Source organism: Streptomyces sp. NBC_00203 (assembly GCF_045206325.1).
Lineage (GTDB): Bacteria > Actinomycetota > Actinomycetes > Streptomycetales > Streptomycetaceae > Streptomyces > Streptomyces lutosisoli.
The window spans coordinates 4,213,783-4,237,341 of the sequence record NZ_CP108126.1 but is presented as its reverse complement, the minus strand read 5'-3'; the positions used below and the strand labels follow the sequence as shown (position 1 = coordinate 4,237,341).

The 23,559-nt window shown below is 70.1% G+C and carries 18 protein-coding genes; 9 read left to right on the top strand and 9 right to left on the bottom strand.

The window, feature by feature from the left end; translation table 11 throughout:
• Window positions 1-4: 4 nt before the first annotated feature.
• A complete protein-coding gene (locus OG975_RS19070; RefSeq protein WP_330305001.1) occupies window positions 5-670 on the top strand; it encodes an HAD family hydrolase in 666 nt (221 codons plus the stop codon).
• 161 nt (window positions 671-831) lie between these two features.
• Here OG975_RS19070 and OG975_RS19065 read toward each other — a convergent pair whose 3' ends face one another.
• Complete coding sequence (locus OG975_RS19065) at window positions 832-1,398, bottom strand: DJ-1/PfpI family protein (RefSeq protein WP_327429176.1); 567 nt, start codon at window positions 1,396-1,398, stop codon at window positions 832-834.
• Window positions 1,399-2,156: 758 nt separating this feature from the next.
• Here OG975_RS19065 and OG975_RS19060 point away from each other — a divergent pair.
• The 4 genes from OG975_RS19060 (at window position 2,157) to OG975_RS19045 (ending at window position 11,896) form a co-directional block, all read left to right on the top strand.
• Window positions 2,157-7,097: an NAD-glutamate dehydrogenase gene (locus tag OG975_RS19060; protein WP_406330481.1), complete on the top strand. Its 4,941-nt coding sequence runs from the start codon at window positions 2,157-2,159 to the stop codon at window positions 7,095-7,097.
• Between the two features lie 170 nt (window positions 7,098-7,267).
• Entirely contained in the window at window positions 7,268-7,825 is a 558-nt protein-coding gene (locus tag OG975_RS19055; RefSeq protein WP_406330480.1) for a GtrA family protein, read from the top strand.
• 37 nt (window positions 7,826-7,862) lie between these two features.
• Window positions 7,863-10,748 carry a CDP-glycerol glycerophosphotransferase family protein gene (locus OG975_RS19050; RefSeq protein ID WP_406330479.1) on the top strand — a complete coding sequence of 962 codons (2,886 nt, stop codon included), beginning with the start codon at window positions 7,863-7,865 and terminating at the stop codon, window positions 10,746-10,748.
• Window positions 10,745-11,896, top strand: coding sequence for a glycosyltransferase (locus tag OG975_RS19045; protein ID WP_406330478.1), 1,152 nt, complete (start codon window positions 10,745-10,747; stop codon window positions 11,894-11,896). Before OG975_RS19050 ends, OG975_RS19045 begins: the two co-directional genes overlap by 4 nt.
• Before the next feature lie 123 nt (window positions 11,897-12,019).
• On the opposite strand, the gene OG975_RS19040 is transcribed toward OG975_RS19045, so the two are convergent.
• Together OG975_RS19040 and OG975_RS19035 are read right to left on the bottom strand one after the other, a co-directional pair.
• A complete protein-coding gene (locus tag OG975_RS19040) occupies window positions 12,020-12,841 on the bottom strand; it encodes an ABC transporter ATP-binding protein (protein WP_406336336.1) in 822 nt (273 codons plus the stop codon).
• A gap of 4 nt (window positions 12,842-12,845) precedes the next feature.
• Window positions 12,846-13,766, bottom strand: a complete 921-nt coding sequence (locus OG975_RS19035) for an ABC transporter permease (protein ID WP_406330477.1) — start codon at window positions 13,764-13,766, stop codon at window positions 12,846-12,848.
• Window positions 13,767-13,961: 195 nt separating this feature from the next.
• Between OG975_RS19035 and OG975_RS19030 the strand changes: the two genes are divergently transcribed.
• Window positions 13,962-14,600: a TetR/AcrR family transcriptional regulator gene (locus OG975_RS19030; protein WP_406330476.1), complete on the top strand. Its 639-nt coding sequence runs from the start codon at window positions 13,962-13,964 to the stop codon at window positions 14,598-14,600.
• Window positions 14,601-14,676: 76 nt separating this feature from the next.
• Here the strand turns inward: OG975_RS19030 and OG975_RS19025 are convergent, their stop codons facing one another.
• Complete coding sequence (locus OG975_RS19025; RefSeq protein WP_406330475.1) at window positions 14,677-14,868, bottom strand: hypothetical protein; 192 nt, start codon at window positions 14,866-14,868, stop codon at window positions 14,677-14,679.
• A 196-nt stretch (window positions 14,869-15,064) separates the two neighbouring features.
• Here OG975_RS19025 and OG975_RS19020 point away from each other — a divergent pair, with 196 nt between their 5' ends.
• On the top strand, window positions 15,065-16,243 hold the full coding sequence (locus OG975_RS19020; protein WP_406330474.1) for a histidine kinase: 1,179 nt from the start codon (window positions 15,065-15,067) through the stop codon (window positions 16,241-16,243).
• A gap of 46 nt (window positions 16,244-16,289) precedes the next feature.
• Complete coding sequence (locus OG975_RS19015; protein WP_406330473.1) at window positions 16,290-16,937, top strand: response regulator; 648 nt, start codon at window positions 16,290-16,292, stop codon at window positions 16,935-16,937.
• Window positions 16,938-16,956: 19 nt separating this feature from the next.
• On the opposite strand, the gene OG975_RS19010 is transcribed toward OG975_RS19015, so the two are convergent.
• Both OG975_RS19010 and OG975_RS19005 read right to left on the bottom strand, forming a co-directional pair.
• Entirely contained in the window at window positions 16,957-17,640 is a 684-nt protein-coding gene (locus OG975_RS19010; protein WP_406330472.1) for a class I SAM-dependent methyltransferase, read from the bottom strand.
• Window positions 17,641-17,726: 86 nt separating this feature from the next.
• Window positions 17,727-18,344, bottom strand: a complete 618-nt coding sequence (locus OG975_RS19005; protein ID WP_406330470.1) for a TetR/AcrR family transcriptional regulator — start codon at window positions 18,342-18,344, stop codon at window positions 17,727-17,729.
• A 118-nt stretch (window positions 18,345-18,462) separates the two neighbouring features.
• Between OG975_RS19005 and OG975_RS19000 the strand changes: the two genes are divergently transcribed.
• A complete protein-coding gene (locus tag OG975_RS19000; RefSeq protein WP_406330469.1) occupies window positions 18,463-19,389 on the top strand; it encodes an oxidoreductase in 927 nt (308 codons plus the stop codon).
• A 56-nt stretch (window positions 19,390-19,445) separates the two neighbouring features.
• Here the strand turns inward: OG975_RS19000 and galE are convergent, their stop codons facing one another.
• From galE to OG975_RS18985, 3 genes are all read right to left on the bottom strand, one after another.
• Entirely contained in the window at window positions 19,446-20,426 is a 981-nt protein-coding gene (gene galE / locus OG975_RS18995; protein WP_406330467.1) for a UDP-glucose 4-epimerase GalE, read from the bottom strand.
• A 92-nt stretch (window positions 20,427-20,518) separates the two neighbouring features.
• On the bottom strand, window positions 20,519-22,114 hold the full coding sequence (locus OG975_RS18990; protein ID WP_406330465.1) for a glycosyltransferase family 2 protein: 1,596 nt from the start codon (window positions 22,112-22,114) through the stop codon (window positions 20,519-20,521).
• 55 nt (window positions 22,115-22,169) lie between these two features.
• Entirely contained in the window at window positions 22,170-23,453 is a 1,284-nt protein-coding gene (locus OG975_RS18985; protein WP_406330463.1) for a glycosyltransferase 87 family protein, read from the bottom strand.
• Window positions 23,454-23,559 lie beyond the last annotated feature (106 nt).

Below are 23,559 nucleotides of genomic sequence, written 5' to 3'. Positions count from 1 at the left end.
TGGTATGGGGACGAACGAATCTGCGCACATTGTGTGGGACTGGAACGGCACGCTGTTCCACGACAATGACGCGATCATCGGGGCGACGAACGCGGCGTTCGCCGAGCTGGGGCTGGAGCCGATCACGCTGGAGCGGTACCGGGCGTTGTACTGCGTGCCCGTGCCGAAGTTCTATGAGCGGCTGATGGGGCGGCTGCCCACGGATGCCGAGTGGCAGGTCATGGACGAGACCTTCCACCGCTACTACACGGAGCACCGGATAGCGTGCGAGCTCACCGAGGGTGTGCCGGCGCTGCTCGCCGAGTGGGGGTCGGCGGGGCGCAGTCAGTCGATCCTCAGCATGTACGGGCATGACGAACTGGTCCCGCTGGTACGAGGGTTCGGGATCGAGCCGCATTTCATACGGGTCGACGGGCGGACCGGCCCCTCCGGCGGCAGCAAGGCCGAGCACATGGTGCGGCACCTGGGCGCGCTCGACGGTGTGCGGCCGTCCCGCGTGGTGGTGATCGGCGACGCGGCCGACGACGGGATCGCCGCCCGGCATGTGGGTGCGCGGGCGGTCCTCTACACCGGGGGTTCCCACAGTCGCGCCAGCCTGGAGGAGGTGGGCGTGCCCGTGGTGGACAGCCTGGCGGAAGCGGTCGAGGAGGCCGAGCGACTGGCGGCCTGAGCGGAGCCTGAGGGTGACCGGCGGCCTGAGCGGAGCCGGAGGGTGACGGGTGGCCTGAGCGGTGGTCTCGTCCCGGGCTGCGGCGAGGCAAACTCCCGCCGTCTCGTCCCGGTGGCGCGGCGGCCGTCCCCGTCGCCAGGACAGCCGCCGCCCCTGTCGAGTCAGGTCACCGGAGCCTTCGCGCGCAGCACCGTCAGGAACTCGCGCATCCAGCCGGAGTGGTCCGGCCAGGCGCGGGCGGATACCAGGGTGCCGTCGACCACCGCTTCGGCGTCCTGGAAGGTCGCGCCGGCCGCCTGCATGTCGAGTTCCAGCGCGGGGTAGGCCGTGACGCGCCGGCCGCGCAGGGCGTCGACGGCCGCCGTGAGAAGGGGGCCGTGGCAGATCTGGGCCACGGGCCTGTCCGTGTCGAAGAAGGACTTGAGGATCTTGCGGAGTTCGGGGTCGTTGCGGAGGTATTCCGGGGCCCGGCCGCCGGGGATGACGACGGCGACGTAGTCGCCGGGGTCGACCTCCGAGAACGCGAGGTCCGCGGGCCAGGTGTAGCCGGGCTTCTCCGTGTACGTGTCGAAGCCGGGTTCGAAGTCGTGGACCACGAACTGGAGCTGCTTGCGGGTGGGGGCGGCGATATGGACCTCGTAACCCTCTTCGCGCAGGCGCTGGTAGGGGTACAGGACTTCCAGTGATTCCGCCGCGTCACCGGTGACGATCAGGATCTTCGCTGTCATGTCGCTCCGCTCCCGTCAGCTGTGCTTGCGCCTCCGTTGGCCGTCCCGGTCAACGTGCCTCCGCGGGCGGGGCTTGCCAAGGGGCCGTGCGCTTTCCAGTATCCGACGTGGGTGCCGAGCGCGGGAGAGTGCACCGGCCGGATGGCACACCGGCCGGCGTACGCGGGGCGCCGTCTTCCGAGGGACGGGCGCCACCCTCCCTGCGGCCCCGCGGGCTCAGGACCCCCAGCGGCCCGCCTGCTCACGCCCACGGCAGTGCCCGGATGCTCACGGCCACGACCGTGGGGGACTGCACGCACCCGCCCGTTTCGTCCCTGTGCATACTGTCAAAGTTCCACCCCCGGTTTTGTACACATACGGCTCATGACGACCCCCGGGTAGGGGGCGATAGCCTTGTGGCGTGATCAGCGCGATATCTCGCGGGGGCATCGTCGCCCCTGCCCTGCGCCCGGTGAGCACGGACCACATCCGTGACCGGGCGGCGGTCGCTGATCTTTGTGGGCGGGACGGGACGGCGAACGCGGCACACGCGGCACACGCACTCCGGACGCCGAGGACACCCCGGGAACGGACGTCGCCGAGAGCAGCGTCACAGTCTTCAGGGGCGCCGAAATTGGCCGATAACCCACCGCTCATCTCACCTTGCGGCATAGCGTCGAAGCAGACCGGACACCCCGCGTCTCGGCGTTACGTCGGAAGCGAAGAGACCGTACTTCCTTCAACGTCACGCAACGGCGCGCGACAGGAGCCAGAGGACAATGCAGACCAAGCTGGACGAAGCAAAGGCCGAGCTGCTCGAACGGGCCGCCCGGGTAGCTGAGAACAGCCCGGTCGGGGGGCACCTACCGACTGGGACGACGGGCGAGGGCACACCCGACCGGGACACCGTGCTCGCGTTCCTCCAGCGCTACTACCTGCACACCGCCCCGGAGGACCTCACCGACCGCGACCCGGTCGATGTCTTCGGAGCCGCCTTCTCGCACTACCGGCTGGCCGAGAACCGCCCGCAGGGCACGGCCAACGTGCGGGTCCACACCCCGACCGTCGAAGAGAACGGCTGGATGTGCAGCCACTCCGTCGTCGAGGTCGTCACCGACGACATGCCTTTCCTCGTCGACTCGGTCACCAATGAGCTTTCGCGGCAGGGGCGCGGCATCCATGTCGTGATCCACCCGCAGTTCGTCGTACGGCGTGATCTGACCGGCAAGCTCATCGAGGTGCTGCCCGGCCGGCCCGCCGCCGAGGAGCTTCCGCACGACACCCACGTCGAGTCCTGGATCCACGTCGAGATCGACCGGGAGACGGACCGCTCCGATCTGAAGCAGATCACCGCCGATCTGCTGCGCGTCCTGTCCGACGTGCGTGAGTCCGTCGAGGACTGGGAGAAGATGCGCGACTCCGCGCTGCGCATGGCGGAGGAGCTGCCCAAGGAGCCGACCGCGGACGACCTGCGCGACCAGGAGGTCGAGGAGGCCCGTGAGCTGCTGCGCTGGCTCGCGGACGACCACTTCACCTTCCTGGGGTACCGCGAGTACCAGCTTCGCGACGACGACTCGCTCGCCGCCGTGCCCGGCACCGGACTCGGCATCCTGCGCTCCGACCCGCACCACGCCGGCGAGGACAGCCACCCGGTCAGCCCGTCCTTCGAGCGGCTGCCCGCCGACGCCCGCGCCAAGGCCCGTGAGCACAAGCTGCTGGTGCTGACCAAGGCCAACAGCCGGGCGACCGTGCACCGGCCGTCCTACCTCGACTACGTCGGGGTCAAGAAGTTCGACGAGCATGGCAACGTCATCGGGGAGCGGCGTTTCCTCGGGCTCTTCTCGTCCGCGGCGTACACCGAGTCCGTGCGGCGCGTCCCCGTCGTACGCCGCAAGGTGGACGAAGTCCTCAAGGGTGCCGGGTTCTCGCCCAACAGCCACGACGGGCGCGACCTCCTCCAGATCCTGGAGACGTACCCGCGCGACGAACTCTTCCAGACGCCCCCCGACGAGCTGCGCGCCATCGTCACCTCCGTGCTGTACCTCCAGGAGCGGCGCCGGCTGCGGCTCTACCTGCGCCAGGACGAGTACGGGCGCTACTACTCCGCTCTCGTCTACCTGCCGCGTGACCGCTACACCACCGGCGTACGCCTGCGGATCATCGACATCCTCAAGGAAGAGCTCAACGGCACCAGCGTCGACTTCACGGCCTGGAACACCGAGTCGATCCTGTCCCGGCTGCACTTCGTGGTCCGCGTCCCGCCGGGCACCGAGCTGCCGCAGCTGTCCGACGTCGACAAGGACCGCATCGAGGCGCGACTCGTCGAGGCCGCCCGCTCCTGGGCCGACGGCTTCGCGGAGGCGCTGACCGCCGAGTGCGGCGAGGAGCGCGCCGCCGAACTGCTGCGCCGCTACGGCAACGCGTTCCCCGAGGGCTACAAGGCCGACCACAACCCGCGCGCCGCCGTCGCCGACCTGGTCCACCTCGAAGCGCTCACGCGCGACGCGAGCAAGGACTTCGCGCTCAGCCTGTACGAGCCGGTGGGTGCCGCGCCCGGCGAGCGCCGTTTCAAGATCTACCGCACCGGCGAGCAGGTCTCGCTCTCCGCCGTGCTGCCCGCCCTGAACCGCATGGGCGTCGAGGTCACCGACGAGCGGCCGTACGAGCTGCGCTGCTCGGACCGCACGACCGCCTGGATCTACGACTTCGGGCTGCGCCTGCCCAAGTCCATGAACGGCAACGGCGACTCCCTCGGTGACGACGGCCGTGAGCGGTTCCAGGAGGCCTTCGCCGCCACCTGGACCGGGCAGGCCGAGAACGACGGCTTCAACGCCCTCGTGCTGAGCGCCGCGCTGACCTGGCGGCAGGCGATGGTGCTGCGCGCCTACGCGAAGTACCTGCGGCAGGCCGGCTCCACGTTCAGCCAGGACTACATGGAGGACACCCTCCGCAACAACGTCCACACCACCCGGCTGCTCGTCTCGCTGTTCGAGGCGCGGATGTCGCCGGACCGCCAGCGCGCCGGCGTCGAGCTGACCGACGCCCTGATGGAGGAGCTGGACGCGGCGCTCGACCAGGTCGCGTCCCTGGACGAGGACCGGATCCTGCGGTCCTTCCTCAACCTCATCAAGGCGACCCTGCGCACCAATTTCTTCCAGGAGACGGTGCGCGCCACGCCACACGAGTACGTCTCCATGAAGTTCGACCCGCAGGCCATCCCGGAGCTTCCGGCGCCGCGGCCGGCGTACGAGATCTGGGTGTACTCGCCGCGTGTCGAGGGCGTGCACCTGCGGTTCGGCAAGGTCGCCCGAGGCGGCCTGCGCTGGTCCGACCGGCGTGAGGACTTCCGGACGGAGATCCTCGGCCTGGTGAAGGCGCAGATGGTGAAGAACACCGTCATCGTGCCCGTCGGCGCCAAGGGCGGCTTCGTCGCCAAGCAGCTGCCCGACCCGTCCGTGGACCGCGACGCCTGGCTGGCCGAGGGCATCCGCAGCTACCGGATGTTCATCTCCGCCCTGCTCGACATCACCGACAACATGGTCGGCGGGGAGGTCGTGCCCCCGGCGGACGTGGTCCGTCACGACGGGGACGACACCTACCTCGTCGTCGCCGCCGACAAGGGCACCGCGACCTTCTCGGACATCGCCAACGAAGTCGCGGAGAGCTACAACTTCTGGCTGGGCGATGCCTTCGCCTCCGGCGGCTCCGCCGGTTACGACCACAAGAAGATGGGCATCACCGCGCGCGGTGCCTGGGAGTCCGTGAAGCGGCACTTCCGGGAGCTGGGCGTGAACACCCAGACGCAGGACTTCACCGTGGTTGGCGTCGGCGACATGTCCGGTGACGTGTTCGGCAACGGCATGCTGCTCAGCGAGCACATCCGGCTGGTCGCGGCCTTCGACCACCGGCACATCTTCATCGACCCGCACCCGGACGCGGAGACCTCGTACGCCGAGCGCCGCCGCCTCTTCGAGCTGCCGCGCTCGTCGTGGGCCGACTACAACAGCGAGCTGATCTCGTCCGGCGGCGGAGTCTTCCCGCGTACCGCCAAGGCCATCCCGATCAACGCGCATGTCCGCGAGGCCCTCGGCATCGAGTCCGGCATCGTCAAGATGACCCCGGCCGACCTGATGAAGGCCATCCTCCAGGCGCAGGTCGACCTGCTGTGGAACGGCGGCATCGGCACGTACGTGAAGTCGCACGCCGAGTCGCACGCCGACGTGGGCGACAAGGCCAACGACGCGATCCGCGTGGACGGCGCCGATCTGCGCGTCCGGGTCGTCGGCGAGGGCGGCAACCTGGGTCTGACCCAGCTCGGCCGGATCGAGTTCGCCCAGCACGGCGGCAAGATCAACACGGACGCCATCGACAACAGCGCGGGCGTGGACACCTCCGACCACGAGGTGAACATCAAGATCCTGCTCAACGCGGTGGTGGCCAACGGCGATCTGACCGTCAAGCAGCGCAACAAGCAGCTCGCCGAGATGACCGACGAGGTCGGCGCCCTGGTGCTGCGCAACAACTACGCGCAGAACGTGGCGATCTCCAACGCCCTCGCCCAGTCCCCGAGCATGCTCCACGCCCAGCAGCGCTTCCTGCGCCATCTGGTGCGCGAGGGGCACCTCGACCGGGCCCTGGAGTTCCTGCCCACCGAGCGGCAGATCCGTGAGCGGCTCAACTCCGGGCAGGGGCTGACCGGTCCGGAGACGGCCGTCCTGCTGGCGTACACGAAGATCACGGTCTCCGACGAGCTGCTCGCCACCTCGCTGCCCGACGACGCGTATCTGCAGAGCCTGCTGTTCGCGTACTTCCCGACGGCGCTGCGCGAGAAGTTCCGCGAGCAGATCGAAGCGCACGCGCTGCGCCGCGAGATCGTGACGACCGTCCTGGTCAACGACACGGTCAACACGGGCGGTACGAGCTTCCTGCACCGCCTCCGCGAGGAGACCGGTGCCTCGCTGGAGGAGATCGTCCGGGCGCAGACCGCGGCCCGCGCGATCTTCGAGTCGAGCAAGGTGTGGGACGCGGTGGAGGCGCTCGACAGCGTCGTCGCCGCCGACGTCCAGACCCGGATCCGGCTGCACTCCCGCCGGCTCGTCGAGCGCGGCACGCGCTGGCTGCTCAACAACCGGCCGCAGCCGCTCCAGCTCGCCGAGACGATCACCTTCTTCAGCGATGGTGTCGAGCAGGTCTGGTCGGAGCTGCCCAAGCTGCTGCGCGGCGCGGATCTGGAGTGGTACCAGCAGATCTACGACGAGCTGTCGGGCGCCGGCGTCCCGGACGAGCTGGCCACCCGCGTGGCCGGGTTCTCCTCCGCCTTCCCGACGCTGGACATCGTCGCCGTGGCCGACCGCATGGGCAAGGACCCGATGGCCGTCGCCGAGGTCTACTACGACCTCGCCGACCGTCTCGGCATCACCCAGCTCATGGACCGCATCATCGAGCTCCCGCGCGCCGACCGCTGGCAGTCCATGGCCCGCGCGTCGATCCGCGAGGACCTGTACGCGGCCCACGCGGCGCTCACCGCCGACGTTCTGGCGGTGGGCAACGGCACGTCGACTCCCGAGCAGCGCTTCAAGGCCTGGGAGGAGAAGAACGCGGCGATCCTCGGGCGGGCCCGCACGACCCTGGAGGAGATCCAGGGCTCGGACTCGTTCGACCTGGCGAATCTCTCGGTGGCGATGCGGACCATGAGGACGCTGCTGAGGACACATTCGTAGTTCGTACGTTCCGTATGTCTTGTACGTCTCGTACATCTCATACATCTCGTACGTCGATGGGGGCGCCCCCCGGTCTTGATGGCCGGGGGGCGCCCCCGTTTTCTTGTCGATCTCTGGGAGAAACCGAACCTGGAATTTACCTATTACTGATAAAAGGGACAATTGTGACTGTGAATCTCTCCGAGGGGCGGGCCCGTGTGGGCCGCCAGGCCGCCGCGCCCCCTCAGGCTCCCGCGCCGCCCCAGGCTCCCGCGCCCCGTCAGGCTCCCGCGTCGACGACCGTCCCGCCCGTCACCCGTCCCGGAGTGCTCGCGCGGACCCGGCGGATCGCCCTCGAAGTGGCCAAGTTCGGGGTCGTCGGCGGCAGCGGAGTCGCGGTCAACTTTCTGGTCTTCAACCTTCTTCTGCACGGCCTGAAGTGGGCCCCGATGGCCGCCACGGTCATCGCCAGCTGCGTCGCCATGGCGACCAACTACCTCGGCTTCCGGTTCTTCGCGTACCGCGACCGGGCCTCGCGCACCCGGCGGCAGATCGCCCTGTTCTTCGTCTTCAGCGGCATCGGGGTCGTCATGGAGAGCGCGCTCTTCTATGTCGGCTACCACGGCCTGGGGATGAGCGGCCCGCTCGGCTCGAACCTGGCCAAGGCGGTGTCGATCGTGCTGGCCTCGGCCTTCCGGTTCCTGGTGTACCGGACGTGGGTGTTCGAGCAGGCGAAGCACGGCCGGTAACGAGCCGTTGCCGAGGGTTATGTCTAGTATTAATAGGATGAATGTGGATCAGCGCCGCCCACCTGCCATATCTGTGATCGTCATCGTCTACAACGACGCCGCCCGGCTGCCCACGGCCGTGCGCTCCGTCCTCGGCCAGACGCTGCGCGGCGTCGAGATCGTCATCGTCGACGACCGCAGCACGGACGGCTCGTACGAGGTGGCGCGGGGACTGGCCGCCGAGCACCCCGACCGCGTGCGCGCCTTCCAGCTGCCGGAGAACAGCGGCGGCTGCGGCGCCCCCCGCAACCACGGCGTCCGCCAGGCCCGCGGCGACTACGTCCTCTTCCTCGACAGCGACGACGTACTGGAGCGCAACGCCTGCCGCAACATGCTGGAGGCCGCCGAGACCACCGGCGCCGACCTCGTCGCCGGCCTGTGCGTGCGGGTGCACGTGGACTCGCGCACGGGCAAGGAGGTCAAGTGGTACCCCTGGCTGTACGAGCGCACCCGCACCCTGGAGTCGATCTCCGAGCTGCCGGACCTGCTGGTCTTCGACACCCTGTCCACGAACAAGTGCTACCGCAGGCGGTTCCTGCTGGACGCGGGCCTGGAGTTCCCGGTCGGGATCCACTACGAGGACCTGCTCTTCTCCGCGCAGGCGTACGTGGCCGCCCGCCGCATCACCCTCATCCCCAACCGGGTCTACGACTGGCGGGTCGTGGAGAAACCGCCGGAGGCGGCGGCCAGGTCCATCAGCAACCGGCGTGACGAGATCGCCAACTTCACGCACCGCATGGAGATCCACCGCCGGGTCGACCGGCTCCTCGCCGACAACGGCCTGCTGGAGCTGAAGTTCGCCAAGGACGTCAAGTGGCTCAAGCACGACCTCGTGCTGCATCTGCGTGAACTGCCGTTCCGTGACGCGGCCTACCGGCAGGAGTTCGCGGAGATCGCCCGCGCGTACCTGGAGTCGATCGACCGCGCCGCCTTCGACGAGACCGAGCCCATCCACGCCATCTGCGCCTATCTCCTCCAGGTGGGCGACTGGGACAACCTGCTCCCCGCCGTGGACACGCTCACCAACCGCGACAAGATCTCCTCTCCGCTCGTCGAGCGCGACGGGCGCGTGTACTGGTGCGCCGAGCACCTGGACGACCCCTTCGGCCGGCATGTCCTGGACGTCACCGAACTCGGCCACCACGCCAAGCCGGTCGAGAAGATGTTCCTGCGCAACGAGCTGACCTCCTACGAGGAGTCCGAGGAGTCCCACGGAGAGGTGCGGCTGGCCGGGCGGATCACCAACCCGCTCGGGGTGATCCCGCCCGGCGCCCGGCTCGCCGGGGAACTGGAGTTCTACGCCCGCCGTCCGGGCGTGCGCTTCCAGACGTTCCGCTTCCCGGTGGCGAGCGTGCGGCACGAGGGCCGGGCCATCGCCTGGGAGACCCCGGTCGACCTCGCGGCCGTCAGACCGCTGGGCATCGTGGACGCCGTGTGGGACGTACGACTCCACCTCGACGTCGACGACGTACGCACCACGACCCGGCTCACGGCCGCCGCACCCGACCTGGCCGCCGGCCCGTCGCCCGTGCGACCCCGGCTCACCCGTCTGGTGGCCGACCGCATCGAGCCGATGGTCTCCTCGCGCGGACACCTCTCCTTCCGGCTCGTCCCCGACAAGAAGGCGAACGAACTCGTCCAGCGGGGTGTGCACGGCCGGGCCGGCACGCTCGCCAAGTCCGGCTACCGCAGGGCCAGGGCGCTGCGCAAGGAGCTCACCTCCGGTGACACCAAACTCCGGCTGTACCACGAGGTGTTCAGCCGGCTGCCGGTCAGGAAGGGCCTCGTCGTCTTCGAGAGCCACCTGGGCCGGCAGTACAGCGACAGCCCCAGGGCGATCTACGAGGAGATGCGCCGCCAGGGACTGGAGTTCGAGGCGGTGTGGGCGTACGCGAGCGGTCCGGAGGGCTTCCCCTCCGACGCCACCCTCGTACGCCGCTGGTCGGTGCCGTATCTCAAGGCGCTCGCGCAGGCCGAGTTCTGGGTCGACAACCAGAGCTATCCGCTGAAGCTCACCAAGCGGCCGCAGACGACGTACCTCCAGACCTGGCACGGCTCCGCGCTCAAACGGATGGGCTTCGACGAACCCGAGTGGAAGGTCAAGTCCCGTGCGGCGCAGGCCGAGCAGCAGCGCACCCTCGACCGCTTCGACCGGTTCCTGATCCGCTCCGAGCACGATGTGCGCACCCTCGCACGGGCGTTCCGGCTCCAGGAGCGGACGCTGCTGCGGGTGGGCTACCCGCGCAACGACGCGCTCGTCCGGGCCAGGGAACGGGAAGAGGACACCGGGCGTCGTGAACGCGGGCCCCTTGCCGTCAAGTTGGGCATCCCCGAGGACAAACAGATCCTGCTGTACGCCCCGACCTTCCGGCAGCGCGGCGGCGCGGGACAGCGGCGGTTCGAGCTGCCCTTCGACGTGGAGCGCTTCGCCGACACCTTCGGCGACCGCTACGTCCTCCTCGTCCGCTCCCACTACCTCAACCACGTCGTCCTGCCGCCCTCCGTGCGCGGCCGCGTCGTCGACGTGACGGCGCACCACGACATGACCCCGCTGCTCGCGCTCGCCGACGGTCTGATCACCGACTACTCCTCGGTGATGTTCGACTACGCCCTCCTCGACCGGCCGATGTTCTTCTTCGCCTACGACTACGAGGAGTACGTGCACGAGGGCCGCGGGACCTACTTCGACCTGTTGGAGAGGGCGCCCGGTCCCGTCGTGCGCACCGAGGACGAACTGCACACGGCCCTCGGCTCGTTGGAGGAGCAGGTGACCAAGTACGCGGCCCGGCGCGAGCAGTTCACCGCCGAGTTCGGCGAGTACGACAAGGGCACCGCGGCCCTGAGCATCGTCGACCAGTTCTTCGCGCAGTGGAGGCGTGGATGACCGAGTATCCGCAGCGGGACGTCTTCTTCGTCTCCAACAGTGTCGACGAGCTCGGCGGGGTGACCAGCTGGTCCCACCAGATGGCCCGCCTCTTCACCGAGAACGGCCACCGCGTCCACGTCGTCGGCATCACCGAGCCCGCCGTCGTCCAGGAACTGGGCGAACTCCCGTACCCCACCACGACGTTGTACGACGTCCACCCGCCCCACGTGGGCTCCGCGCGCGGCATCAAGGGGCGGCTCGACGTCACCGAACGGAAGCTGCGCGCCGAACGCGCGGCGGGCATGCGGGAACAGGCCGCCAAGCTGACCGCGCTGTTCCGCTCCGCGCGCCCCGGTGCCGTCGTGATCGTCACGCAGGTGTGGGCCATGGAGTGGGTGGAGCTCGCCGACACCACCGGCCTGACCGTCATCGGCATGAGCCATGAGTCCTTCGAGTACTGCAAGAAGACCTCGCGCTTCCGACGCGTCCTGAAGCACTACAAGAACGTCGACCGGATGCTGGCGCTCACCCGCGAGGACGCCGACCTGTGGATCGGGCAGGGCATGAACAACGCGTCCTTCATGCCGAACCCCATCCCGTTCATGCCCGGCGTGCCCTCGCCGCGCACCGAGAACGTGGTCGTCAGCGTCGGCCGGCTGCACGACCAGAAGGGCATCGACATGCTCCTCGACACCTGGGCCGAGGTCGCGCCGCGCCACCCCGACTGGCAGCTGCGCATCTACGGCTCGGGCGAGGACGAGGAGATCCTGAAGAAGCAGTGCACCGCCCTCGGCCTCGACGACTCCGTCGACTGGATGGGCAGCACGAGCGACGTCCCGTCCGCACTGCGCGGCGGCTCCGTCTTCGTCCTCTCCTCCCGCGGCGAGGGCTTCCCCCTCGCCCTCATGGAAGCCATGGCCACCGCCCTCCCCTGCGCCGCCTTCGACTGCGCCCCCGGCGTCCACGAGATCATCCACGACGGCGAGGACGGCCTCCTCGCCACCCTCGGCAACACCGGCGAACTCGCCCGCCGCCTCGACACGTTGATGTCCGACAGGACCCTGCGGGACACGATGGGCGACGTGGCGCGCACGAACATCCAGCGCTATACGACGGACGAGATCGTGCAGAGGTGGGAGGAGTTGTTCGCGTTCCTGGAGAGGTGAGATTTCCGGCTCGTCAAGACCTCCGGCCCACCGAGGCGCGCCCCTTTAGGGGCGCGGGGAACTGCGCGACCAGCCACGACGAACCCGCAGCCGACGTCGCACAGTTCCCCGCAGAGCCGAGCCCTACTTCCCCGTGAACTTCTCGTACTCCTTCAGCACATCCTCCGTAGCCCCGTCCATGCGGAGCTCCCCCCGTTCCAGCCACAACACCCGATCACACGTATCCCGGATCGACTTGTTGTTGTGGCTCACCAGGAACACGGTCCCCGCACTCTTCCGCAACTCCCGAATCCGAGCCTCAGAGCGCTTCTGGAAGGAGCGATCCCCCGTTGCCAGGGCCTCGTCGATCATCAGTACGTCGTGGTCCTTGGCCGCGGCGATGGAGAACCGGAGCCGCGCCGCCATCCCGGAGGAGTACGTCCGCATGGGCAGCGTGATGAAGTCGCCCTTCTCGTTGATGCCGGAGAAGTCGACGATCTCCTGGAAACGCTCCTTCACCTGCTCGCGCGACATGCCCATGGCCAGCCCGCCGAGGTAGACGTTCCGCTCGCCGGTGAGGTCGTTCATCAGGGCCGCGTTGACGCCGAGGAGCGAGGGCTGACCGTCGGTGTAGATCTTGCCGTTCTCCACGGGGAGGAGGCCCGCGACCGCCTTGAGCAGGGTGGACTTGCCCGAGCCGTTGGTGCCGATCAGACCGATGGCCTCGCCCCGGTACGCCGTGAAGGAGACGCTCTTGACGGCGTGCACCTTGCGCACCCCGGCCGCCTTCTCGGTCTGCTCGCGGCGCAGGATGCGGTTCAGGGCGGCGGTGGCGCTGCCCCGTCCGGCGCCCGTGCCGTTGACGCGGTAGACGATGTCGACGCGGTCGGCGACGACGGTGGGGACACGCGCCTCGGGGGCGTTCGCGGAGGCGCCCGCTGGGGCGTCCTCGTACGTCTTGGTCATGATGTCAGCCACGTCCGTACGTCTCCTCGGCCTTCCAGAAGTAGATGAAGCCGCCGACCCCGGCGATCAGCGCCCAGCCGACCGCGAGTGCCCACACGTGGGGCGGCAGCTGGCGCGCGTGGAAGCTGTCGATCAGCGCGAACCGCATCAGGTCGATGTAGACGGCGGCCGGGTTGCACTGCAGCGCGACCAGGACGGCGTGCGGCAGGTCCTGGTTCTTCAGCATCTTCTCGATGCTCCACATGACACCCGAGACGTACATCCACGTGCGCAGCAGGAACGGCATGAGCTGCGCGATGTCCGGCGTCTTGGCGCCCATCCGGGCCATGACCATCGCTACGCCCGCGTTGAAGACGAACTGGAGTGTGAGTGCCGGGATGACGAGCAGCCAGGACAGGCTGAGCGGCACCCCGAAGCAGAGCAGGATCACGACCAGCGCGGCCATCGAGAACAGCAGCTGCTGGAGCTGCTGGAGGGCGTACGACACCGGCAGCGCGGCCCGCGGAAAGTGCAGGGCCCGGACGAGCCCCAGGCTTCCGGAGATCGCGCGGGTGCCCGCCATGATCGAACTCTGTGTGAAGGTCCACACGAAGACGCCGGTGACCAGGAACGGGATGAAGTCCGGCACGCCTTTGCTGGTGCCCATCAGGATGCCGAAGATGAAGTAGTAGACCGCCGCGTTCAGCAGCGGGGTCATCACCTGCCACACCTGGCCGAGCTTCGCCTGGCTGTACTGGGCGGTGAGCTTGGCGGTGGCGAAGGCGGTGATGAAGTGGCGCCGCGCCCACAGCTCGCGGACGTACGCGGGCAGGGTCGGACGGGCGCCGCTGACGGTGAGGCCGTACCGGGCGGCGAGCGCCGCGGCGTCGTCGGTGGGGGAGCCCGGTGTCGCTGTCGGGGGCGGTGTGTGGAGGACCTGGCTCACATCCGCTGCTTTCGCTCGGGGGGTGGGGTGCGCGGGTCCGTCCTTGACGCTTCTTACGTCGTCAACGTCAACGTTTCTTACGTCGTCCTTGCCGTCTTCTTACGTCGGGACGGGACCGTATCGTCGCAACGCGAGCGTAGGCCTTCTGGTCGTCGGAACGCAACCGTTTCGTCGTAACGGCCTATGCTGGTCCGCATGACGACGAACGCCGATGCGCCCGCGCCTCCCGAGGGGAAGCCGCCGCGCCGCCGGGCCCCCGCCGGGGCGGCCGTCCTCCGGGAGGACGTGACCGAGGCCATCCGCGCCGCCGTCTTCGAGGAACTCGCGGCCGTCGGCTACGCCCGGATGTCCATCGAGGGCATCGCCCGCCGTGCGGGTGTCGGCAAGACCGCGGTGTACCGGCGCTGGCGCTCGAAGCTCCACCTGGTGCTCGACCTGGTCTCGGCGGTCGCGGTCCAGGGGCTGCCCGCCCCTGACACGGGCTCCCTGGAGGGCGACCTGCGCCTGCTGTACGAGGTCACCTCGCGCGCGCTGCGCCACCCCGTCGCCGGCCAGATCATCCCCGACCTCCAGGCCGAGGCGGCCCGCAACCCCGAGATCGCGGATGCCATGCAGAAGGCGCTGCGCGAGGGTCAGCAGGGGGTCGCGAGCGGGATCGTCGCGGCGGCGGCCGCGCGGGGTGAGGTGCGCGAGGGGATCGACCTCGAACTCGCGCTCGACCTGATGTCCGGACCCCTGTACTGGCGGGCGGTCGTGGTCCGTGGGCCGAAACTGCCGAAGGGGTATCTGGCGAGCCTGGCCCGGGCGACGGCGGCGGCGCTCAAGGCGCTCTGACCGGTTCCGGTTGCTCTGACCGGTTCCGGTCATGATCTGCCTGGTCAGGCATCTGTCCGGTCAGTCATCTGCCTGGTCAGGCGGCGTGCTGCCCCTGCCTGCGGCCCTTCAGGAGGCTGGCGCCCGCCCCCAGCGAGACGACGCCCATGCCGACCGCGGTCATGACGCCCTGCGAGCCGTCGACCACGAACGGGGCCGCCGCGGCGACGACGAGGTTGAACAGGAACAGGAACCAGAGAACGGGCTTCGAGGACATCAGCGACTTCATGGCAGGTTTCCTTCTGGGACGGGGCCCTGCGGGCGGGCCGTGAACCCCGAGTGCGGGTCTCGGGGAGCGGTGAACTTCCGAGATCAACGATCCCGTCGTGCGGGCGCCGTTTCGAGGGAGCGCACTGCCGAAGTGGGGGTGCAGCCCGCTGCACCATGGGCCCCGGGCGGATGCCGGGTCGCCTAATCTGAACGCCATGCGGACGACAGTGCGACAGGCGTGGCGGGCGACGGTGCACCTCGTCCTGGCCGCCGTACTGTCGTTCGCCACGATCATCTTCATCACCGTGCTGATCATCACGGTCGTCGCCACGCTCGCGGTGGTCGGCGCCGCGATGCTGCCCGAGACGGTGCTGGTGATACGGCGCATCGCCGGGGCCAAGCGGCGCATGGTGGCCGACTGGACCGGCCAGGAGATCCCCGAGGCGTATCTGCCCATCAAGGGCCGGCTCCGCGAGCGGCTGCGCACGGCGGTCCGTGACCCCGGCACCTTCACCGACCTGCGCTGGATGATCGCCCACTACTTCTACGGCTTTCTCGGCGCCCTCGCGCTGCCGTTGTGGCCGGTCGGCCTGGTCGTCGACGGCGTGTGGCAGGGACTGGTGGGCCGTGAAGCCGTCGTACTCCCGCTGATCAGCCGGCTCGCCGACCTCGACGCGCGGTGGTCGACCGCCCTGCTCAAGCCCTCGCCCAAGGCGCGGCTGGCCGAGCGGGTCGAGGAGCTGACCGAGACCCGGGCGGGCGCGGTCGCCGCGCACGGCGCCGAACTGCGCCGTATCGAACGGGATCTGCACGACGGCACGCAGGCGCGCCTGGTCTCCCTCTCGATGCGGATCGGCCTCGCGAAGCGGGCGTACGACCGTGACCCGGAGGCCGCGCGCAAACTCCTCGACGACGCCCAGGACCAGGCCGAGGCGGCCCTGACGGAGCTGCGGCACGTGGTGCGCGGCATCCATCCGCCGATCCTCACCGACCGGGGCCTCGCGGGTGCGGTGCGCGCGCTCGCGGCGAGCAGCGGGCTCGATGTCACCGTGAGGGTGGACGGCGGCCTGGAGGACCGTTCGGAGGGCGCCCCGGAGGGCGGCGCGCGGCCTCCGGCGGCCGTCGAGGCGGCGGCGTACTTCGTGGTGGCCGAGTCGCTCACGAACGCGGTGAAGCACAGTGGGGCGGAGCGGGCGTCGGTCGAACTGGCGCGGCTCCCGGCCGGGTTGAGGGTGGTCGTACGGGACGAGGGGCGGGGCGGCGCCGACGAGGCGGGGGGCTCCGGACTGCTCGGCATGCAGCGACGCGTGGCCGCGCTCGACGGAACGCTGATGGTGACGAGCCCCGTCGGGGGGCCGACGGTGATCGAGGTGGAACTGCCGTGCGTGTGGTGACGGTGACCGAGGCCCTCGCGGGGGCGGAAACAATGGGTGGGCTGCCGTGCGTGTGGTGATCGCCGAGGACAACGCTCTGCTGCGGGAGGGCCTGGTGCTGTTGCTGACTTCGTCCGGGCACGAGGTGGTGGCCGTCGCGGGCAGCGGGCCCGAGGTGCTCCCGGCCCTCCTGGCGCACCGCCCGGACGTCGCCGTCCTCGACGTCCGGATGCCGCCCGGCTTCCGCGACGAGGGGCTGCGCGCGGCACTCGCCGCCCGGGCGGAGATCCCCGGGCTGCCGGTGCTGGTGCTCTCGCAGTACGTCGAGGAGTCGTACGCGGCCGAGTTGCTCGGCGGTGGTGCGAGCGGCGTCGGCTATCTGCTCAAGGACCGCGTCGGCCGGGTCGACGAGTTCCTGGACGCGCTGGACCGGGTCGCGGCCGGCGGCACGGCCCTGGACCCCGAGGTCGTCACCGAACTCCTCACCCGCCGCCGGGACTCACCCCTCGACTCGCTGACCCCGCGCGAACGCGAGGTCCTCAAACTGATGGCCGAGGGCCTCGACAATGCGACGATAAGCAAGACCCTGGTCCTCTCCGACAGCGCGGTCAGCAAGCACATCGGCAATGTGTTCACCAAGCTGGGCCTGCCGCCGACCGACAGCGGGCACCGCCGGGTGCTGGCGGTGCTGGCGTACCTGAACAAGGGCCTGTGAGGTCGCCCAGCCCCTTCGATCAGTCCTTCATTGCCAGGAAGCCGAACAGGTCCGGGACCCCGCCCGGGCCCGCCTCGGCGGTGCGCACCAGCCGGAGCCCGGCCGCCGTCGTGGCGTTGAGCAGCTCCGCGAGCGGGAGGTGCCAGGCGCCGACGCGGGCCCGGACACCCGCCGGGCTCCACGCCTCGAAGCTGCGGGACCGGTCGGCGTACCGCTCGTCGAGCAGCACCCTGGGCCGGTCGCTCCAGTCGGCGAACGCGCCGATGAAACACGGATGCACACCCAGGTGCAGGAACCGCCCGCCGGGCCGCAGCACCCGGGCGACCTCCCGCAGCACGGCCGCGTAGTCGGGCACGTCGGTGTGGGCCAGCACGCACGCGACGGCGGGCACGGAGCCGTCACCGAACGGAAGCGCCGTCGCGTCCGCCTGCGCGACGGGCAACTTCCCCACCGCGTGCCGCAGTTGACCGCCCGACAGATCCACCCCGACCGGCGTCCACCCGAGCCCGCCCAGCGCGGGCGCGTGGGCCCCCGTACCGCAGCAGACGTCCAGACACATCCCCTCGCCGGTCCCCAGCAACTCCACGATCGAGGCGTGCACCCGCTCGATGAACGCCCCGGCCGTGCCGGCCGACATGAAGTCGTTGTACCAGTCGGCGTGTTCGTCGTACGCCGGTGTCGTTCCTGTCGCCTTGGGTCCCATGACGCCGATGCTAGGGACGCCGCCCGGGGCCGTCTGAGTTGTTCGCTCAGGGCATGGTCACTCGGCCATCCGGCGGGCGGTACGGATCAGGCCCGCCCCGGAGCGTCCGGTGCGCAGCCCCGGAGGGTGTGGGCGATGACGTACTCCAGGTCTGTCTTCAGGGTTCCGGAGGGGAGGGTGCCGGACACGGCGAGGGCGGCGAAGCCGTGGAGGGTGGTGAAGAGAGGGGTGGCGATGCTGGCGACCGGGCCCTCGCGGACCTCGCCGCGGCGCTGGCCGTCCTCGATCAGGTGCAGGGCCAGGACCGACATGCCCTGGGCGGCCTTGATCAGGGCGTCGGAGGCGGCCGGGTCGTGCTTGATGGAGAACATGAGGTCGAGGAGTTCCGCGTTGGCGGTGGCGAAGCCCACGTAGGCGCGGGCCAGGGCGCCCAGGCGGTCGGCGAAGGACTCGTCCGCCGTTTCCTGGGACGCGGCCAGCGCTTCGGAGAGGCGGTCGAAGCCGGTCTCGGCCAGTGCGTCCAGCAGGGCCTGCTTGTCCTTGAAGTGGCGGCTCGGCGCGGCGTGGCTGACGCCGAGGTCGCGGGCCAGTTCGCGCAGGGACAGGGCGGCCGGGCCCTTCTCCTTGAGCGTCTCCTCGGCGCGGATCAGCAGCGCGGCGCGCAGGTCTCCGTGGTGGTAACGACGTGTCTGGCCAGTCTGCATAGCGGTCAGTGTAGTGCGCATGTGTTCACCGGCTACATTGTTGGCGCTGTCACTATTGTTGGCATCGTCATCATTGTTGTCGTTGACAGCATTGTTGTCGACGCCTACATTGAAACGCATGGCCAAGCAGCAGTGGAACGCAAGCGACATCGAGGACCAGACCGGCCGTACGGCGGTCGTCACCGGCGCCAACAGCGGGCTCGGCATCGCCACCGTCGACGCCCTCGCCCGGGCCGGTGCCCACGTGGTGCTCGCCGTACGGGACGTGCGGCGCGGCGAGGCGGCCGCCGGCACCGTGAAGGACGTCAAGGGGAGTGTGGAGGTGCGGCGGCTCGACCTGGCCGACCTCTCCTCCGTACGGGAGTTCGCCGCTTCCTGGACCGGCGACCTCGATCTGCTCATCAACAACGCCGGAGTCATGAACATCCCCGAGGCCCGCACCAAGGACGGCTTCGAGATGCAGTTCGGCACCAATCACCTGGGCCACTTCGCCCTGACCAACCTGCTGCTGCCGCACGTGACCGACCGGGTGGTCACCGTGGCCTCCGGGGCCCACAAGATCCCCAGCAGCAACCACATGCACTTCGACAATCTGAACCTGACCGGCGGCGCGTACTCGCCCATGACCGCCTACAGCCAGTCCAAGCTCGCCAATCTGCTGTTCACCCTGGAACTGCAGAGCCGTCTCGCCTCCGAGGGGTGGCCCGTGCGGGCCCTCGCCGCGCACCCCGGCTGGGCCGCCACCAACCTCCAGGGCCACGACGCCAGCGTGGTCCGGCGGGCCCTGATGTCGGTGGGCAACCGGTTCATCGCCCAGGACAACAAGGCGGGCGCCCTGCCCACGCTGTACGCCGCCACCCAGGATCTGCCCGGAGCCAGCTACGTCGGCCCGGACGGGTTCGCCGAGATGCGCGGCGGACCGACCCTCGTCGGCCGCTCGGCCGCGGCCAGCGACCCGGTGTCCGCCGTCCACCTGTGGAGGGCCTCCGAGGAGCTGACCGGCGTCACCTTCCCCCAGCTGAGCGAGGCGAAGGCGGCTCTCTAGCCCCCTAGCTCCCCTAGCTCCCCTAGCCCCCCTAGCTCCCTAGGCCCTGGAAGTCCCTAGTCGCGCGCCGCCCCAGGATGCAGACGTACCCACCCCGCCCACGCCGACGTGATCATGTCCTGGACGTCGTACTTCGCCTTCCAGCCCAGTGCGGTGGCGATGCGGTCGGCGGAGGCGACCACCCGGGCCGGGTCGCCGGGGCGGCGAGGAGTGGTGACCGGGGGACGGTCGTAGCCGGTGAGGGCGTTGATGCGGTCGATCATCTCGCGGACCGAGACGCCTTCGCCACGGCCGATGTTGAGGGTGAGGTCGGTGCCCGGGGACGCCTCCAGGGCGCGGGCCGCGGCCACATGGGCCTCGGCCAGGTCGACCACATGGATGTAGTCCCGGACGCACGTCCCGTCGGGGGTCGGGTAGTCGTCGCCGAAGACGCGCGGCGGGGCGTCCTCCGTGAGCTTCTCGAAGACCATGGGGATCAGGTTGAAGACGCCCACGTCGGCCAGTTCCGGTGTCGCCGCCCCCGCCACGTTGAAGTAGCGCAGCGACGCCGTGGACAGGCCCGTCGCCCGGCCCGTCGCGCGGACCAGCCACTCGCCCGCCAGCTTCGTCTCGCCGTACGGGCTCATCGGCACGCACGGCGTCTCCTCCGTGACCAGGTCCACATCCGGCATGCCGTACACCGCCGCCGAGGACGAGAACACGAAGGAGCCGACCCCCGCGACCGTCACCGCCTCCAGCAGGACCCGCAGGCCCTCGACGTTCTCCCGGTAGTAGTGCAGCGGGAGTTCCACCGACTCGCCGACCTGCTTCTTCGCCGCCAGATGGACGACACCGGTGACGGAGTGCTCCTCAAGGGTCCGGGCCAGCAGATCCGCGTCCAGGGTCGAGCCGACCACCAGCGGCACTCCGGACGGCACCCGCTCCGCGATCCCCGTGGACAAGTCGTCGTAGACCACGGCCTGTTCGCCCGCGTCGAGCATCGCGCGGACGATGTGCGCCCCGATGTAGCCGGCGCCGCCGGTGATCAGCCAGGTCATGTGCGGTCGTCCCCTTGTCGGTGAGCCCGTGGTGGTGTGCGTGGTGGTGTTCGTGTGGTGCGGGTGCCATTGCATGCGGCTTCGGTCGCGTATCAGTGAAGCAGGCGGCCGAGCCGGCGGCGTACGACTTCGGTCATTCCTCTCCATCCGGACGCCGTGCGCAGTGCCAGCGCCCCCGCGTGCGTGCGGTACGGCTGCACCAGCAGGACCCCGTGGCGGGCGTCCGGGACCGCGCGGCGGCGCAGCAGGCCGGGGCCCGTGAGCGCGTGCGCCGTGGCCTCGCGGCTCGTGCCGTCGCGGAAGACGAGCTTCAGCCGGAGGTCCCAGACGCCCGCGCCCAGCGCCGACAGGTCCACCGGCGTCCCGGCGGTCCAGAGGTCCCCGTACCGGTCGGGCACGAAGACCGCGGCGACGCGCCCGCCCACCCGGCCCTCCTCCCGGTGCACGAACTCCACCTCCACCGACGCCGGACCCGCCTCCGTCATCCGCCCGTACAGCTCGTGCAGACGCAGCCGCAGGTGGGTGCCACGCGCGCGTGGCCGCAGTTCCGCGTCGACGGAGGCCGGCAGCAGATGCGCGGGGCGGACGAGGAAGTGGTCCAGCGTCACCTGGGGGAGGTCGTCCGACCAGATGGGCGTCCCGTCGGAAGCGCGCGCGTACGGCGGGAGCAGCCTGGCCGGGCGGGCCGCGAGCTCCTTGAGGCGGGGCAGGTCACGGGGTGCGGGGGAGGCCAGCACCACGCGGGCGACGAGGCGGCCGGGGGCGGTCGGGTTGACGGTGAAGTCGGTCGCGTCGAACGTCGACAGGTGCGCGCGCGTGAGCTCCCACCACGCGCTGCGGTACTCGGGACCGCGCAGCTCCAGTTCGCGCGTGTACATCCGCAGCTCGTGGTCGAGGAACTTGGCGTGCACGGCCTGCGCGAGCCGCTTCTCACCGGCGCCCAGCAGGATCTCGTACGCCGCCTGGTTGGCCTCGGTCCGCGCCCGCCAGTTGTCGATGTCCGCCCGGTCGAGCGAGATCGACAGCCGGGCCGCGTCGCGCCGCACGTGCCAGACGTACACCGTGTCGGGGATCAGCGCGATGCGCGGTCCGGCGGCCAGCACGCGCGCGGTGAAGAGGAAGTCCTCGTAGCGGAAGCGGCCCTCGGGGAAGCGGATCCCGTGCTCGCGCAGGAAGTCGGTGCGGTACAGCTTGTTGACGCAGAGGGTGTCGTGCACCAGGCGCGTGCGCCGTGCGGGGTGCGGGACCAGCGCGGGGCGCGCGTACAGGGCGCGCTCCCACGGGACTTCGCGCCCCGAGGGCAGCTCACGGCGCACGCAGAGCCCGGACGCGACCGGCGCGCGCTGCTCGCGCGCCGCGCCCAGCAGTGCGTCCACCGCGCCGGGCGGCAGCACGTCGTCGCTGTCCAGGAACATCACGTACGGGGCTGTCGCGGCGTCCATCCCGTCGTTGCGGGGGCTGCCGCAGCCCCCGCTGTTGACCGCCCGGCGGATCACTCTCAGACGCGGCTCCCCGGCGGCGAGGCCGTCGAGGAGGTCCCCGCTGCCGTCCGTCGAGCAGTCGTCCACCGCGATCACCTCACGGACCGCCGGGCCCTGCGCGAGCGCCGAGCGCACCGCGTCGGTCACATGGGGGGCGTCGTTGTACCCGATGACGACGACACTGACCTGCGGGGGGTGAGGGTTCATGGGATCCACGTGCCGGAACGGTAGGTGTTGCGGGTAATTTTCCGTTAAGAGGTACTTAGTGTCTCGTCGGGAAGACGGCAGGAATGGGGTGAGCGTTCCGCGCGGACGCGTCTGATTTCGCCCCATCTGTCACAGGGTGGCCATCTGTCACAGGGCGGCCCGACCGCCACAGCCGCGCGAACGACAGCCCGGCGGCCGTCGCCAGCAGTCCATTGCGTACGAGCATCAGCAGGCAGCCCGCCCAGGTGCTGTGGACGACGTCCCCGTACAGGCCGGGGTACGCGACCGAGCTGACCGCCGTCGCCGCCACGAGCAGCGCGGCCACCGGGCGCTGCGTGGTGTGCCGCGAGGTCAGGCACACGGCGGACAGGCCGAGCAGCCACACCATGTACTGGGGGCTGATCACCCGGCTCGTCACCGTGAACAGCAGCACGGCGGCGAGCGCCGCGTCGTACGGAGTCGCCGGAGTCCAGCGCCGCGCCCGCACCCGCCACAGCAGCAGGAGCCCGAACGCGGCGACCGTCAGGGCGAGCGAGACGGCGGCGACCGTGGAGACGTACGGGCCCACGAACTCCATCGCGCCGTACTGGTAGCGCACCGTCCCCGGCCACCCGGCGCGGCGCGCGAAGCCCAGGACCGTGCCCCCGAGCGACTCGATCTGCACGCCACGGCCGCCCTGCTGGCGCAGGAAGCCGAAAGGGTTGCTGAAGACGGCCGCCAGAAGGGTGAGCAGCGCGCCCGCCGTGACCGCCGCCGACGTCCAGGCCTCCCGTGTCGTACGGCCCCGCGGGGTGCCGATCAGCGTCAGCGCGGGCCAAACCTTCACCAGGGCCCCCATCGCGGCGAACGCGCCGCACGCACGCGTGGAGCGCGACAACGTCAACAGGGAGATGACGGCGAAGGCGGTGACCTCGACGTCGTACCGGGCGAGCGGGATGTGCAGGAGCAGGGGGAGCGCCAGCGTCCACAGGGCGGCACCGCGCAGGCTGCGGCCAGGGCGCCCGCCCGCGCGCGCGAGGGCGACGGTGATCACGGCGTCCGTGGCGAGGGTGAGCGTCACGAAGGCCGTGAAGTACGTCAGCATCGGCAGCAGCGCCGGCGCGAGCAGCACCGGGCCCGCGCCCGGCGGGTACTGCCACATGCGGTCGTCCGCCGGAAACGCGCCGTGCGACAGGACGCCGTACCAGCGGAAGTACAGCTGGCCCACCTCCTTCGAGACCCCGCCCCGGCCGAGCGGGGCGAGCTCGTCGTGGGCGAGCATCCACAGCATCAGCGAGCGGGTGACCAGCCAGGCGGCGGCGAGGGCGAGCGGGCGGCGATGTTTCTTCAAAGGACTCATCAAGGGACTCTCCAGGCGCTCATCAAGCCCGGATCGTAAGCCGCATGGATGGGTCATGTGGGTTGATACGCCGTCAATACCCTTCCAACGTTGGTTAATAGCAAAA

Coding starts and splice junctions, on each gene's coding strand:
- OG975_RS19070 (WP_330305001.1), top strand. CDS start 5: ATGGGGACGAACGAATCTGCGCACATTGTGTGGGACTGGAACGGCACG.
- OG975_RS19065 (WP_327429176.1), bottom strand. CDS start 1,398: ATGACAGCGAAGATCCTGATCGTCACCGGTGACGCGGCGGAATCACTG.
- OG975_RS19060 (WP_406330481.1), top strand. CDS start 2,157: ATGCAGACCAAGCTGGACGAAGCAAAGGCCGAGCTGCTCGAACGGGCC.
- OG975_RS19050 (WP_406330479.1), top strand. CDS start 7,863: ATGAATGTGGATCAGCGCCGCCCACCTGCCATATCTGTGATCGTCATC.
- OG975_RS19045 (WP_406330478.1), top strand. CDS start 10,745: ATGACCGAGTATCCGCAGCGGGACGTCTTCTTCGTCTCCAACAGTGTC.
- OG975_RS19040 (WP_406336336.1), bottom strand. CDS start 12,841: ATGACCAAGACGTACGAGGACGCCCCAGCGGGCGCCTCCGCGAACGCC.
- OG975_RS19030 (WP_406330476.1), top strand. CDS start 13,962: ATGACGACGAACGCCGATGCGCCCGCGCCTCCCGAGGGGAAGCCGCCG.
- OG975_RS19025 (WP_406330475.1), bottom strand. CDS start 14,868: ATGAAGTCGCTGATGTCCTCGAAGCCCGTTCTCTGGTTCCTGTTCCTG.
- OG975_RS19020 (WP_406330474.1), top strand. CDS start 15,065: ATGCGGACGACAGTGCGACAGGCGTGGCGGGCGACGGTGCACCTCGTC.
- OG975_RS19010 (WP_406330472.1), bottom strand. CDS start 17,640: ATGGGACCCAAGGCGACAGGAACGACACCGGCGTACGACGAACACGCC.
- OG975_RS19005 (WP_406330470.1), bottom strand. CDS start 18,344: ATGCAGACTGGCCAGACACGTCGTTACCACCACGGAGACCTGCGCGCC.
- OG975_RS19000 (WP_406330469.1), top strand. CDS start 18,463: ATGGCCAAGCAGCAGTGGAACGCAAGCGACATCGAGGACCAGACCGGC.
- galE (WP_406330467.1), bottom strand. CDS start 20,426: ATGACCTGGCTGATCACCGGCGGCGCCGGCTACATCGGGGCGCACATC.
- OG975_RS18990 (WP_406330465.1), bottom strand. CDS start 22,114: ATGAACCCTCACCCCCCGCAGGTCAGTGTCGTCGTCATCGGGTACAAC.
- OG975_RS18985 (WP_406330463.1), bottom strand. CDS start 23,453: ATGAGTCCTTTGAAGAAACATCGCCGCCCGCTCGCCCTCGCCGCCGCC.